This window comes from Neisseria sp. HMSC067H09 (genome assembly GCF_001814135.1).
GTDB lineage: Bacteria > Pseudomonadota > Gammaproteobacteria > Burkholderiales > Neisseriaceae > Neisseria.
In genome coordinates this window covers 1-14568 of the sequence record NZ_KV814937.1, presented here as the reverse complement: position 1 = coordinate 14568, position 14568 = coordinate 1, and the positions used below count along the sequence as shown (strand labels likewise).

Below are 14568 nucleotides of genomic sequence, written 5' to 3'. Positions count from 1 at the left end.
AGGGACAGTTAAATGCAAAATAGCACAACCGAATTTTTGAAACCTCGTCAAATTGATGTCGATACTTTATCTACAACTCGTGCAAAAGTATCCATGCAGCCGTTTGAGCGCGGTTTTGGTCATACTTTAGGTAATGCTTTGCGTCGTATCTTACTGTCATCCATGAATGGTTTTGCTCCTACTGAAGTGGCTATTTCCGGTGTATTGCACGAATACTCTACTGTTGATGGCGTTCAAGAAGATGTCGTCGATATTTTGTTGAATGTCAAAGGTATTGTATTTAAGCTGCATGGGCGTGGCCAAGTTCAGTTAACTTTGAAAAAGTCAGGGGCCGGTGCAGTAGTTGCCGGTGATATCGAATTGCCACATGATGTGGAAATTTTAAATCCTGAGCATATTATTTGTCATTTGGCCGAGAATGGTCAAATTGAGATGGAAATCAAAGTTGAGCAGGGGCGTGGCTATCAATCTGTTTCCGGTCGTCGTGTTGTGCGCGATGAAAACCGCCAGATTGGTGCAATTCAGTTGGATGCGAGCTTTTCGCCCATCAGTCGTGTTAGCTTTGAAGTTGAACCTGCACGCGTAGAGCAGCGTACGGATTTAGATAAATTGGTTTTGGATATTGAAACTGATGGTTCTATTGATCCTGAAGAAGCTGTACGTAGTGCCGCTCGTATTTTAATTGATCAAATGTCTATCTTTGCTGATTTGCAAGGTACTCCAGTAGAAGAAGTTGAAGAAAAAGCTCCTCCTATTGATCCTATCCTGCTGCGTCCGGTAGATGATTTGGAATTAACTGTGCGTTCAGCTAATTGTCTGAAAGCTGAAGATATTTATTATATCGGCGATTTGATTCAACGTACTGAAACAGAGCTTCTTAAAACTCCGAATTTGGGTCGTAAATCTTTGAATGAAATCAAAGAAGTGTTGGCATCTAAAGGCTTGACACTAGGTTCCAAATTGGAAGCTTGGCCGCCTGTAGGCTTAGAAAAGCCGTAAGTTTGAAGATTAAAGGATAATGACATGCGTCATCGTAATGGTAACCGCAAATTAAACCGTACAAGCAGCCATCGTGCTGCAATGCTGCGTAATATGGCGAACTCATTGTTGGCTCACGAGACTATTGTGACAACTTTGCCTAAAGCTAAAGAATTGCGCCGCGTAGTAGAACCCTTGATTACATTGGGTAAAAAACCTTCCTTGGCAAACCGTCGTTTGGCATTTGACCGCACTCGTGATCGTGATGTTGTGGTTAAATTGTTTGATGAATTGGGTCCTCGCTTTGCTACCCGAAATGGTGGCTATGTTCGTGTGCTGAAGTATGGTTTCCGAAAAGGCGATAATGCCCCATTAGCACTCGTTGAATTGGTTGATAAAGCTGATAATACAGTTAGCGAATAATTGCTTCGGAATTAAGTGTCATCCGCATTGCGGATGACATTTTTTATTGGTAATTCAAGATGTTGAATTGCATGCTATAAATTATTTTTTAGTTTAGGTAATTATTTATTTATCGTTATTTGTTTGTGTTTGAAGTTTTTCATTTTCGTGTTTTGAAACAAATTTCTTTAATAGAGCGTTTCATTTGGACAAAGTGCCAAGATTGATTTGGAAAATTACTTTTTTAAAGTATTTTACTTCATGAAAACTTGTATTTTCAGACGATCTTTTGCCAAAATAAACAAATCTGTATAAACTTCATATTTTTCTTGTCGGAGTGCTGCTTGTTCCCGCAAACAGCTGAGACCGCAACAGCGGAATCCGTAGAACCTGTCGGGGTAATGCCTGCGTAGGAAACAAGCTGTCAAACGCCTGAAAAGGCTTCCGTTCCCTTTCCCGCATTTCCCGCTATTCGGTGGATTCCGCTTCCGTCTTATCTTTCGTCTTCCCGACTGCACAATACTACAAAGGAATCCACCATGCCCCGTATCGCCATTCTCGGCGGCGGCCTCTGCGGCCGTCTGACTGCCTTACAACTTGCAGAACAAGGTTTATCGGTTGCCCTCTTTGACAAAGGCGGGCGCAAAAGCGAACACGCCGCCGCTTATGTTGCCGCCGCCATGCTCGCGCCTGCTGCGGAAGCGGTCGAAGCTACGCCTGAAGTCATCAAACTGGGCAGACAGAGCATTCCGCTTTGGCGCAACATCAAAGGTCGTCTGAAAACGCCGACCATGATGCAGGAAAACGGCAGCCTGATTGTGTGGCACGGGCAGGACAAGCCATTATCCAGCGAGTTCGTCCGCCATCTCAAACGCGGCGGCGTAGCGGATGACGAAATCGTCCGTTGGCGCGCCGACGACATCGCCGAACGCGAACCGCAACTCGCAGGACGTTTTTCAGACGGCATCTACCTGCCGACCGAAGGCCAGCTCGACGGACGACAGATGTTGTCTGCACTTGCCGACGCTTTGGACGGGCTGAACGTCCCTTGCCATTGGGAACACGAATGCGTCCCCGAAGACCTGCAAGCCCAATACGACTGGCTGATCGACTGCCGCGGTTACGGTGCAAAAACCGCGTGGAACCAATCTCCCGGACACACCAGCACCCTGCGCGGCATACGCGGCGAAGTGGCGCGGGTTTATACGCCCGAAATCACGCTCAACCGCCCTGTACGCCTGCTCCACCCGCGTTATCCGCTCTACATCGCCCCGAAAGAAAACCACGTCTTCGTCATCGGCGCGACCCAAATCGAAAGCGAAAGCCAAGCCCCCGCCAGCGTGCGTTCCGGATTGGAACTCTTGTCCGCACTCTATGCCGTCCACCCCGCCTTCGGCGAAGCCGACATCCTCGAAATCGCCACCGGCCTGCGCCCAACGCTCAACCACCACAACCCCGAAATCCGTTACAGCCGCGCCCGACGCCTGATTGAAATCAACGGCCTTTTCCGTCACGGCTTCATGATTTCCCCCGCCGTAACCGCCGCCGCCGTCAGATTGGCAGTGGCACTGTTTGACGGAAAAGACGTGCCCGAACGTGATGAAGAAAGCGGTTTGGCGTATATTGAAAAATAAGTTTGAGGTCGTCTGAAAACGTCGCGCTATCCGTTTTATAAAGGTAACAATATGAATTTAGAAACTAAAATTCCGCCGCCGGCGATATGTTTTATTTGTGCGTTGTTGATGTACATCTCTGCCCAAGTGTCGGCGTTGGCCGGCATACTGCCGCGCTTTCCTATATTGCTGTCGGTTGTTTTGATGGTATTTGGGACGGCGTTGGGCGTATTAGGTGTGTGGGCGTTTCGCCGTGTGCGCACGACTGTCAGCCCGTTCAACCCCGAACAAACTGAACACTTTGTTTCAGACGGCGTGTACCGTTTCAGCCGCAACCCGATGTATGCGGGTATGGGCTGCTGGCTGGTCGCATGGGCGGGCTATTTGGCGCACCCGCTGCCATGGTTGTTTTTGGTTGCATTTGTTGCCTATATGACACGCTTTCAAATCATGCCCGAAGAACGCGTTTTGGCGCAGAAATTCGGTGCAGAGTACGAGTCTTACTGTCGGCGCGTTCGCCGTTGGTTATAAGAAGGGGGAGCTTCCAATCAAGTATCACCCGTCTTCTACTTTACGGCATGAATGTGAATACTCGATGTTTTCAGACGACCTCATCAGATGGCTATACCAGGCTCACTTTCATTAAACAATAAAACAAAAAGGAAAACGTCATGATTGAACAAGCAATAGGAAACCTGTCAGGTATCTTTTGGATTTTCCTGCTCGTCATTCCCCTGCTTCTTTTGAAAGCGCTGCTCCAAAACCCCAAAGTGAAAGGACGCATAGGCGAACGGGCAGTCCGTTCAGTAATCGGAAAAGATTTGGATGAAGAAACCTATATCGAATTTCATGATTTGATTATTCCGTCCCGCAGCGGCACGACGCAAATCGACCATATTTATGTTTCGGTTTTCGGGATATTTGTCATGGAAACCAAGAATTACACAGGTTGGATTTTCGGCAGCGAGAAGCAATCGAAATGGACACAAGTCGTCTATAAGCAGAAACACTACTTTCAAAATCCGTTGCGCCAGAATTACGCACACATCAAGGCATTATCCGAACTGCTGCAACTGCCGGAAGAAAAATTTCATTCGATGGTGGTTTTCCTCGGCGATTGTGAACTGAAAACGCAAATGCCGCCGAATGTCTGCCGTATCAGACAGGCAGCATCCTATATCAGACGTTTTCAGACGACCTTATTGCTGCCGCAGGAAATAGAAGCGGCAACTGCCGTGCTGTCTTCAAACGAATACCAAGCCGACGGCGAAAAACTGCGGGCGCATACCGAACGCCTGCAGGAACGCCATCAGCGATAACTTAAAAGGACACCCCATGACCTTCCCGCCCCTAAAATCCCCGCTCAAATTCTACGCCGTCGTTCCCACTGCCGATTGGGTGGAGCGCATGGTCAAAGCAGGTGCCGACACGGTGCAACTGCGCTGCAAAACCCTGCACGGTGATGAATTGAAACGCGAAATCGCCCGCTGCGTCGCCGCCTGTCGGGGCGGCCGCACGCAGCTTTTCATCAACGACCACTGGCGCGAGGCGATAGAAGCGGGCGCATACGGCGTGCATCTCGGACAGGAAGACATGGACACCGCCGACCTTGCCGCCATCGCCGCCGCCGGTTTGCGTTTGGGTTTGAGTACGCACTCCGTCGCCGAACTCGACCGCGCCCTGTCCGTACACCCCAGCTACGTCGCCAGCGGCGCGATTTTCCCGACCACGACCAAGCAAATGCCCACCGCCCCGCAAGGCTTGGATAAACTGCGCGAATATGTGAAACAGGCACGCGGCACGCCCGTCGTCGCCATCGGCGGCATCGATTTGAACAACGCCGAAGATGTGCTGGCAACCGGCGTTTCTTCACTCGCCGTCGTCCGCGCCGTTACCGAAGCGGAAAATCCCGAAGCGGTGGTTAAAGCGTTTCAGGCTTTGTGGGATGAATAAGGCCGTCTGAAAGCCAAATTTCAGACGACCTGCTCAATTAGGATATTCGATTGCTAGGATATTCGATTGCCGTCATTTCGGATGCTATACAGGCAGAAGCGGGTATAACGGCGCAAAGAATAATCGGCGAATTCAGTTGTCCCAGCCTTCCACCACCAGTTTGCCAATCATATCTCCGCGTTCCAGCATCTCATGTGCGCGGCGCAGGTTGGCGGCATTGATGCCGTGCAGGATTTGGGTGGCGGTCGGGCGGATGATGCCTTCGTCCACCAGCCGCGCGGTTTCGGCCAGGATTTCGCCCTGCCGTTCGATGTCTGCCGTTTCGCGCAGCGGACGGGTAAACATAAATTCCCAATGCAACGACAGGCTTTTGCCTTTGAGCGGGTTCACGTCCAACGTTTCGGGGTCGTCAATCAGTGCGATTCTGCCTTGCGGGGCGATGAGTTCCACGATTTGCGGCAGATGGCGGTCGGTATGGTTGGTGGAAAAAACAAACGACGGCGCGCCGATATTTAACGCGGCAACCCGTTCCGCCATGTTTTCATGATGGTTGATGACGAAATCCGCGCCCAGTTCCTTCACCCACGCGCGGCTTTCGGGGCGGGAAGCGGTGGCGATGACCTGAATGTCGGTCAGCTTTTTCAGCAACTGGATGGCAAGCGAGCCGACTCCGCCTGCGCCGCCGACTAAGAGCAGCGCATTGGCGCCGCCTGCCACGGGTTTGTTGACGTCCAAGCGGTCGAACAGCGTTTCCCATGCGGTAATCGCCGTCAGTGGCAGCGCGGCGGCTTGGGCAAAATCCAGCGAACGCGGCTTTTTGGCGGCAATGCGCGCGTCCACTGCCTGTAATTGAGCGTTCGAACCTTGGCGGTTGATGGCGCCCGCGTAATACACTTCGTCGCCGACTTTGAAATGCCGCACTTCGCTGCCGACCGCCTGAACGATGCCTGCCGCGTCGTAACCCAATACGCGGTACTGCCCTGCCGCAGGCGTATGCGCCGCCCGAACTTTCACATCGACAGGATTGACTGAAACCGCCTGCACGGCAACCAAAATATCGTGCGGCCGCAGTTCGGGTTCGGGCATTTCGATGTCGAGCAGGGCTTCAGGGTTGGAAACGGGCAAAGGGCGGTTGAAACCGATGGCTTTCATAATGTTCTCCTGTTAGGTCGTCTGAAAGCGTGTATCATGCGCCTGAAGCACACCATTAACAAGAACGCACTTATTTTTCAGATAGTTACATAAAGGATACTGCCATGCCCCGCACACCGCACCCAAGCTACGACTGTGCCGAAGGCTGCTCGGTGGAAGCTGCGCTTTCCGTCATCGGCGGCAAATGGAAAGGCACGATACTCTACCGCCTGCACACGGACGGCACACTGCGCTTCAACCAAATCCGCCGCATCCTGCCCGATGTGTCGCAACGCACGCTGACCGCGCAACTGCGCGCATTGGAGGCCGACGGCATCATTTTGCGTACTGTGTATCCCGAAGTCCCACCGCGTGTGGAATACCGCCTGACCGACTACGGCAAAACGCTTGCGCCTGTGCTGACGGCATTGAAGGAATGGGGCGACGGATTCAAGCAAGAGCAGGCGCATCGCGAATAAAGAAACTTATAGTGGCTTAACTTTAAACCGGTACGGCGTTGCCTCGCTTTAGCTCAAAGAGAACGATTCTCTAAGGTGCTGAAGCACCAAGTGAATCGGTTCCGTACTATCTGTACTGTCTGCGGCTTCGTCGTCTTGTTCTGATTTAAAGTTAATCCACTATACATACGAAATATCGAGAAACCATGAACATCATCTTAAACGGCGAACCCGCCGAACTTCACGGCACAACCGTTGCCGACCTCATCGCCCAAACCGCGCCGCAAAAGCCTTTTGCCGTCGCGGTGAATACCGGATTTGTCGCCAAAGGCGCGTATGCGGAAACGGTTTTGAACGAAAACGACAAAGTCGATATCGTGCGGCCGGTGGTCGGCGGCTAGGCGGTTTTGTCTTTTCAGACGACCCCTGTCTCAAAAACAACGTTATAGTGGATTAAATTTAAATCAGGACAAAAGGAACCCATCATGCTCACCCTATACGGAGAAACTTTCCCTTCACGGCTGCTGCTCGGCACGGCGGCCTACCCGACCCCTGAAATCCTCAAACAATCCGTCCAAACCGCCCGCCCCGCGATGATTACCGTCTCGCTGCGTCGTGCGGGAAGCGGAGGCGAGGCGCACGGTCAGGGGTTTTGGTCGCTGTTGGAAGAAAGCGGCGTCCCCGTGCTGCCGAACACAGCAGGCTGCCAAAGCGTGCAGGAAGCGGTAACGACGGCGCAGATGGCGCGGGAAGTGTTTGAAACCGATTGGATCAAACTCGAACTCATCGGAGATGACGACACGTTGCAGCCGGATGTATTCCAGCTTGTCGAAGCGGCGGGAATCCTGATTAAAGACGGCTTCAAAGTGCTGCCTTATTGCACCGAAGACCTGATTGCCTGCCGCCGCCTGCTCGACGCGGGCTGTCAGGCGCTGATGCCGTGGGCGGCGCCGATCGGCACGGGTTTGGGCGCGGTTCACGCCTATGCGCTGAAGGTCCTGCGCGAACGCCTGCCCGACACGCCGCTGATTATCGATGCGGGCTTGGGTTTGCCCTCGCAGGCGGCGCAAGTGATGGAATGGGGTTTTGACGGCGTATTGCTGAACACCGCTGTTTCCCGCAGCGGCAACCCCGTCAACATGGCGCGCGCCTTCGCACTCGCCGTCGAATCCGGACGGCTGGCATTTGAAGCCGAACCGGTCGAAGCGCGTACCAAAGCTCAAGCCAGTACGCCGACCGTAGGGCAGCCGTTTTGGCATTCGGCGGAGTATTGATAAATAACATATTGAGGGTATGTAAAAAGGTCGTCTGAAATTTCAGACGACCTTTTTTACGGCAATGTCTAACGGTATGGATGTAGAAAGGGGAGGGCGTTTTGAGTGGAACGTGTTATGCCATGAAAACTTGCTTTCAGACGACCTCTTGTCTTTTCCTTTATAATCCGTCCATCTATTTTTCACTTATTTCAAGCAGGTTCACCATGTCCAAACCCACACTCCTTCTCGTTGACGGCTCTTCTTATCTTTACCGCGCTTATCACGCGATGGCGCAGTTGTCCGCGCCTGACGGTGCGCCGACGGGTGCGCTTTACGGCGTATTGAACATGTTGCGCCGGCTGCGGGCGGATTATGTGCACGATTATTGCGCGGTGGTGTTTGATGCGAAGGGCAAGAATTTCCGCCACGAGATGTTCCCCGACTACAAGGCGACGCGCCCGCCGATGCCGGATGATTTGCGCCCGCAGGCGGAAGCCTTGCCGGATTTGGTGCGGTTGATGGGCTGGCCGGTGCTGGTGATTCCGCAAGTGGAAGCGGACGACGTTATCGGCACGCTGGCAGCGATGGCCGGCGAAGCGGGTTGGAATGTGGTGGTGTCCACCGGCGATAAGGACATGGCGCAGCTGGTGAACGAGCGCGTGACGCTGGTGAACACGATGAGCGGCGAAACGCTGGACATTGAAGGCGTGAAAGCGAAATTCGGCGTGCGCCCCGACCAAATCCGCGATTATCTCGCGCTGATGGGCGACAAGGTGGACAATGTGCCGGGCGTGGAGAAGTGCGGCCCGAAAACGGCGGTGAAATGGCTGGAAGCTTACGGTTCGCTGGACGGCGTGATGGAACACGCTGCGGAAATCAAGGGCAAGGTCGGCGAAAACCTGCAAGCCGCGCTGCCCCAACTGCCGCTTTCGTATGATTTGGTGACGATTAAAACCGATGTGGACTTGCACACCGAGCTTTCAGACGGCCTCGAAAGCCTGCGCCGCACTTCGCCGAAATGGTCGCAGCTTGCGGTCGATTTCAAACGCTGGGGCTTCCGCACTTGGCTGAAAGAAGCAGAAAGCCGTATGCACGAAGCAGCGGACGGCGATTTGTTCGGCAGCGATACGATAGGCGAACAGGCGGCGTTGGACATGGAAACGTCGTCTGAAAGGCTACCTGAAAAAGCCGTTGCGCCCGAAAAACTGGATTATCAGGCCGTTACCACCGAAGCGCAGTTTGCCGCCTTGTTGGACAAACTGGCGCAGGCAGACACAATCGGCATCGATACGGAAACCACGTCCCTAGACGCGATGAACGCCGCGCTGGTCGGCATCAGCATTGCGTTCCAAGCGGGCGAAGCGGTTTACATTCCCGTAGGACACGGCCTGACGGCTGCGCCCGAACAGCTTGATTTGCAAGACGTATTAGGTCGTCTGAAACCGCATTTGGAAAACCCCGCCCTGAAAAAAATCGGGCAAAACCTCAAATACGACCAACACGTTTTCGCCAACTACGACATCGCCTTGAAGGGCATTGCCGGCGACGCCATGCTCGCTTCCTACATCATCGAGAGCCATCTCGGACACGGCTTGGACGAATTGTCCGAACGCTGGCTGGACTTGGAAACCATTACCTACGAATCGCTGTGCGGCAAAGGCGCGAAACAAATCGGTTTTGCCGACGTCGCCATCGGACAGGCGACCGAATACGCCGCCCAAGACGCCGATTTCGCCCTGCGCCTCGAAGCACACCTGCGCGCGCAAATGGACGCCAAACAGCTTGAAATGTATGAAAAAATGGAGCTGCCCGTCGCGCAGGTATTGTTTGAAATGGAACGCAACGGCGTGCAAATCGACCGTGCCGAACTCGCCCGCCAAAGCGCGGAGCTCGGCGCCGAGCTGATGAAGCTCGAACAAGAAGCCTACGCCGCCGCAGGCCAGCCGTTCAACCTCAACTCGCCCAAACAGCTTCAAGAAATCCTGTTCGACAAAATGGGCATCCCCACCAAAGGCCTGAAAAAAACCGCCAAAGGCGGCATTTCCACCAACGAAGCCGTGCTCGAACAGCTCGCGCCCGACTACCCCCTGCCCAAAATCATCCTGCAAAACCGCAGCCTGGCGAAACTCAAATCCACCTACACCGACAAACTGCCCGAAATGATCTCCCCCAAAGACGGCCGTGTGCATACCACCTACGCCCAAGCCGTCGCCATTACCGGCCGCCTCGCCAGCAACAACCCCAACCTGCAAAACATCCCCATCCGCACCACCGAAGGCCGCCGCGTGCGCCGCGCCTTCACCGCACCGCAAGGCAGCGTCATCGTTTCCGCCGACTATTCCCAAATCGAGCTGCGCATCATGGCGCACCTCTCCGGCGACAAAACCCTCATCGCCGCGTTCCAAAACGGCGAAGACGTACACCGCCGAACCGCCGCCGAAGTATTCGGCATCGCCCCCGAAGACGTCTCGTCCGAACAACGCCGCTACGCCAAAACCATCAACTTCGGCCTCATTTACGGCATGGGTCAATACGGCCTCGCCAAATCGCTGGGCATAGACAACTTGTCCGCCAAAACCTTCATCGACCGCTACTTCGCCCGCTACCCCGGCGTCGCCGAATACATGCAGCGCACCAAAGAACAAGCCGCCGCCCAAGGCTTCGTCGAAACCCTGTTCGGCCGCCGCCTCTACCTGCCCGACATCCGCAACAAAAACGCCAACGCCCGCGCAGGAGCCGAACGCGCCGCCATCAACGCCCCCATGCAAGGCACCGCCTCCGACCTCATCAAACGCGCCATGATAGACGTGTCCCGCTGGCTGATTTCAGAGTGCGAAGCCTCCCCGTGGGACTGCCTGAAAAGCAAACTGATTATGCAGGTGCATGACGAATTGGTGCTGGAAGTACCCGAAGCCGAACTGGATTTGGTTAAAGAAAAACTACCGCAGATGATGGCGAAAGTGGACGAAGGGATGTTGAACGTGCCGCTGGTGGCTGAGGTTGGTGTGGGAATGAATTGGGAAGAGGCGCATTGAGATGGTATGGCGTTTAACAGATTGTTTTGAGAAAGGGATAAGGTAATGAATGTTCAAGATTTAATTGAAGCTTTAATCAGAGAAGGCGTAGCATCCTTTAATAACAAAGAATTTGATAAAGCGATAGAGATGCTGAATCAGGCTTTGGATACTGTTGAAGACAAAAATACCCAAATTCAGGAGCAAATGACTGCTCAATATTGGCTTGGCTGTTGCTATTTAGGACGGGCCATGAAAGCCAAAGGAGAGGAGATGAATAAGTTGTTTGGGTATGCTGTTGAACACTACCAACAGCAATTGGCGCTTGCTAAACAGCTGGAAGATAAACAAAACTGTATTCAACAACAGAATTATGCCCAAGCTGCGCTTGGCCGTTGTTATTTCAAACAGGCCATGAAAACTGAAGGAGAGGATACGATTAATTTGTTTGGGTATGCTGTTGAACACTACCAACAGCAATTGGCACTTGCCGAACAGCTGGCAGACGAACAAAACAGTATTCAAGAACAAATCTATGCTCGGCCTTGGATTGGTCGTTGTTATTTCGAACAGGCCATGAAAGGCAAAGGAGAAGCTGCGGATCAGTTGTTTTGGAGGGCCATTGAACATTTCCAACAATGGTTAAAACTTGCCGAGCAACTGGTAGATGAACCAAACAGCATTCAGGAACAAAATAATGCCCAATTTTGGATTGGCCGTTGTTATTTCGAACAGGCCATGAGAGTCAAAGGCGATGTGACCAAGATGTTTGAACAGGCTGTCAAACATCTTCAACAGCAGTTGAAACTTACCAAACAGCTGGCAGACGAAACCAACTGCTTTCAAGAGCAAATTAATGCTCAACATTGGCTTGGACGTTGTTATTTCGAACAAGCTACGAGAGCCGAAGGAGAGTCTGCGGCTAAGTTATTTGAGCTGGCTGTTGAATACCACCAACAGCAATTGAAACTTGCCAAACAGCTGACAGACGAACAAAACAGTATTCAACAACAACAGGACACCTTATCTTGGCTTGGTCGTTGTTATTTAGAACAGGCGATAAAAGCCAAAGGAGAGGCAGCAGATCAGTTGTTTGCACAAGCTGTTGCATACTTCCAAAAAGAATTGGCGCTTGCTGAACAGCTGGCAGATGAACAAAACAGTTTTCAAAAACAAATTCATACTCAATCTTGGCTTGGTTGTTGCTCTTTAGAGCAAGCAATGAAAACCAAAGGTAAGGATTTGGATCAGTTGTTCGCACAGGCTGTTGGATATTATCAACAGCAATTGGGACTTGCTGAGCAGTTAATAGACGAACAAAACAGCCTTAAAGAACAAATTAATGCCCGATTTTGGCTTGGCCGTTGTTATTTAGAACAGGCCATGAGAGTCAAAGGCGATGCGACCAAGTTGTTTGAACAGGCCATTGAACATCAATACCAATGGTTGAAACTTGCCAAACAGTTGGCAGATAAACAAAACAGCATTCATAGCCAAAACAGCGCCCAATCTTGGCTTGGTCGGTGTTATGCAGAACAGGCTACGAAAGCCGAAGGAGAGGTGGCAGCTAAGTTGTTTGAACAGGCCATCGAACATTTTCAACAACAATTAACACTTGCCAAACAGCTGGCAGATGAACAAAACAGCATTCAAGAACAAAATAATGTTCAATCTGGGCTTGGCAGTTGTTATTGTGGACAAGCCATGAAAGCCGAAGGAGAGGTGGCAGCTAAGTTGTTTAAGCAGGCTGTTGAACACCGCCAGCAGCAATTGGCACTTGCCGAACAGCTGGCAGACGAACAAAACAGTATTCAAGAACAAATCTATGCCCAAGCTTCGCTTGGTCATTGTTATTTTGAACAAGTTATGAGAGCTGAAGGGGAAGCAGTAACTAAGCTGTTTGGGCAGGCAGTCAAACATTTCCAACAATGGTTGGAGCTTACAGAGCAGATGGTAAACAAACTAAACAGAATTCAAGAACAAAATAATGCCCAATCTTGGCTTGGTCGTTGTTATTTTGAACAGGCTATGAAAGTAGAAGGAAGGGAGGCAGCTGTGCTGTTTGAACAGGCTGCTGAGCATTTCCAACAACGATTGGAGCGTTCCAAACAATTACCGCTATCAGGTAACAAGCAGAACAACAAGAGCAGTTACCTTTATTTTTTAAGGAAAATCTATTCCCATCAACAAAAATGGGAAAGATATTTCAAATGGAAAAAGCAGGAAATACAGGAAAACCTATTTGAAAATAAAGAAGGAGATTTAACAACGGCCATCTCCACCATTCTGGCAGTTTTAAATATCCCACCTATGGAATTAGGATCAATTCCTCTTGCCCACTACACTTCGCCTTCCGTATGCGAAAGATTATTTGGGATTGTTAGTGATAAAACTAATGATAAAGGTCCTGTTGATAGTAACAAGGTTAGTCCGATGAGAATTGGTAGCTCCACTTATATGAACGACCCAACTGAAGGAGAAGGGCTATTGGGGTTGTTGAGTCTGCAGGATTTGGAATTGGAAAACAAGGCTGATTGCCCTGCCTATAATGCTTTCTTTACCTGTTTCTCCAGCCGCGTAAACGATTTGAACCAGTTCCGCCTGTATGGCAAAGAAAACGGCGTGGAAGCATCAGGCTGCTGCTTGGTATTTAATAAAAACGGAGATTGGTTGAAAGAATCAGATGTTTTTGCTTCGTTCCGAAGTTTTATAAACAAACTGAATGAAGATTTTGAAGAATCAGTAGAGGCAGATGTAGCGGATTCAGAAGATGAAAACCTACCGCTTTATCAGGTAGCTTATATCGCTTATCACGATGAATATATTGCTGAAGAGAAATGTGGGAAATGGTTGTTGAATAAGAATAATCAAAGTTTTGGTATCCGATTAAAGCCTGTAGGGAAAAATCCAAGTTGGCATCAATTTCGTATCGACAAGCTTGAAGAAGCGTTGATGGAGTTAATGGAAAAATCCAATAATATCAGCGATGAAGACAAAAAAGCTTTGGAATATATCCGCTATCTGTTTAAAGATTTTGCTTTCCGTGACGAGGAAGAATTCCGTCTGTTGAAAATCGAACAAATCGGTTCGGACAAAATCGAATATTGCGAAACCACAAAATCCGTCTATCTACCCTATGCCGATATACGCGATATTGTGGACGAAGTCATTTTGGGGACGAATTACGAAAAGAGCGGAAAAGAGCGCAAGGCGGAAGTGTTTCAGCACTTAATGCGGAAATATTATCCAAACGTTAAAGTGTCCCTCTCGTCGTTGCCGATTAATGCCAATCCGCCGATTAAGAAGGATTAGCCGGCAGTAGGTCGGATACTTGTATCCGACAAAAGCCGCTGCCACCTCAAAAGCCGTCAGATTCGAGAATCTGACGGTTGAAACCGGGCATCGGGTGTAGGTGTGTACGGTACGCATGCACGCGGTAGTTGAAACCCAAAAACCATCTGAGGTCGTCTGAAAACTGGTTTCTCTCGTTTTCAGACGACCTTAGATTCGGATTTCAAGTGCAACACCAGGGTACCGGTGGTTGGAACAGATTCAAGAATAAAACACTTGGCGTTTCGTAGCCAAGTGTTTTTCTCGGCCGGTGGTTCAACTCATCTTGAACCCTGCGTATCTCCCGATCGCTGATGTTTCGGAAATCGGTCTGTTTGGGGAAATATTGCTGGATGAGTCCGTTGATGTTCTCATTCAGCCCTTTCTCCCACGAATGGCAAGGGCGGCAAAAATAGGTTTCCGCCTTTAATGC

Annotated in this window: 13 protein-coding genes and 1 riboswitch; of the genes, 11 read left to right on the top strand and 2 right to left on the bottom strand. The window is 50.9% G+C overall.

Annotated elements, in window-relative coordinates:
- Window positions 1–12: 12 nt before the first annotated feature.
- From HMPREF2954_RS08935 to thiE, 6 genes are all read left to right on the top strand, one after another.
- Complete coding sequence (locus tag HMPREF2954_RS08935; RefSeq protein ID WP_019271040.1) at window positions 13–999, top strand: DNA-directed RNA polymerase subunit alpha; 987 nt, start codon at window positions 13–15, stop codon at window positions 997–999.
- A gap of 24 nt (window positions 1000–1023) precedes the next feature.
- A complete protein-coding gene (rplQ, locus tag HMPREF2954_RS08930) occupies window positions 1024–1401 on the top strand; it encodes a 50S ribosomal protein L17 (RefSeq protein WP_045075356.1) in 378 nt (125 codons plus the stop codon).
- A 302-nt stretch (window positions 1402–1703) separates the two neighbouring features.
- A riboswitch (TPP riboswitch) is annotated at window positions 1704–1813 on the top strand.
- A 106-nt stretch (window positions 1814–1919) separates the two neighbouring features.
- On the top strand, window positions 1920–3014 hold the full coding sequence (locus HMPREF2954_RS08925) for an FAD-dependent oxidoreductase (RefSeq protein ID WP_045075358.1): 1095 nt from the start codon (window positions 1920–1922) through the stop codon (window positions 3012–3014).
- Window positions 3015–3065: 51 nt separating this feature from the next.
- The gene (locus HMPREF2954_RS08920) at window positions 3066–3524 is read left to right on the top strand and encodes a methyltransferase family protein (protein ID WP_045075359.1); all 459 of its coding nucleotides are present in this window, start codon (window positions 3066–3068) and stop codon (window positions 3522–3524) included.
- A gap of 140 nt (window positions 3525–3664) precedes the next feature.
- The gene (locus tag HMPREF2954_RS08915) at window positions 3665–4312 is read left to right on the top strand and encodes a nuclease-related domain-containing protein (protein ID WP_009310973.1); all 648 of its coding nucleotides are present in this window, start codon (window positions 3665–3667) and stop codon (window positions 4310–4312) included.
- Between the two features lie 16 nt (window positions 4313–4328).
- The gene (gene thiE, locus HMPREF2954_RS08910; RefSeq protein WP_009310972.1) at window positions 4329–4946 is read left to right on the top strand and encodes a thiamine phosphate synthase; all 618 of its coding nucleotides are present in this window, start codon (window positions 4329–4331) and stop codon (window positions 4944–4946) included.
- A 132-nt stretch (window positions 4947–5078) separates the two neighbouring features.
- Here the strand turns inward: thiE and HMPREF2954_RS08905 are convergent, their stop codons facing one another.
- Window positions 5079–6098 carry a zinc-binding alcohol dehydrogenase family protein gene (locus HMPREF2954_RS08905; RefSeq protein WP_045075362.1) on the bottom strand — a complete coding sequence of 340 codons (1020 nt, stop codon included), beginning with the start codon at window positions 6096–6098 and terminating at the stop codon, window positions 5079–5081.
- 104 nt (window positions 6099–6202) lie between these two features.
- Between HMPREF2954_RS08905 and HMPREF2954_RS08900 the strand changes: the two genes are divergently transcribed.
- The 5 genes from HMPREF2954_RS08900 to HMPREF2954_RS13295 all read left to right on the top strand — a co-directional run bounded on the left by HMPREF2954_RS08900 (window position 6203) and on the right by HMPREF2954_RS13295 (window position 14117).
- Window positions 6203–6556 (top strand): winged helix-turn-helix transcriptional regulator, encoded by a 354-nt coding sequence (locus HMPREF2954_RS08900; protein WP_003684634.1) that lies wholly within the window; start codon window positions 6203–6205, stop codon window positions 6554–6556.
- A 185-nt stretch (window positions 6557–6741) separates the two neighbouring features.
- On the top strand, window positions 6742–6936 hold the full coding sequence (gene thiS, locus HMPREF2954_RS08895; RefSeq protein ID WP_003684673.1) for a sulfur carrier protein ThiS: 195 nt from the start codon (window positions 6742–6744) through the stop codon (window positions 6934–6936).
- Window positions 6937–7020: 84 nt separating this feature from the next.
- Window positions 7021–7809 carry a thiazole synthase gene (locus HMPREF2954_RS08890; protein ID WP_070689104.1) on the top strand — a complete coding sequence of 263 codons (789 nt, stop codon included), beginning with the start codon at window positions 7021–7023 and terminating at the stop codon, window positions 7807–7809.
- A gap of 206 nt (window positions 7810–8015) precedes the next feature.
- Window positions 8016–10826, top strand: a complete 2811-nt coding sequence (polA, locus tag HMPREF2954_RS08885) for a DNA polymerase I (protein WP_045075367.1) — start codon at window positions 8016–8018, stop codon at window positions 10824–10826.
- A 45-nt stretch (window positions 10827–10871) separates the two neighbouring features.
- Window positions 10872–14117, top strand: a complete 3246-nt coding sequence (locus tag HMPREF2954_RS13295) for a tetratricopeptide repeat protein (protein ID WP_321178160.1) — start codon at window positions 10872–10874, stop codon at window positions 14115–14117.
- A gap of 202 nt (window positions 14118–14319) precedes the next feature.
- On the opposite strand, the gene HMPREF2954_RS08875 is transcribed toward HMPREF2954_RS13295, so the two are convergent.
- Window positions 14320–14568 (bottom strand): IS30 family transposase (locus HMPREF2954_RS08875; protein WP_070689103.1); only part of this gene is annotated, 249 nt, incomplete at its 5' end.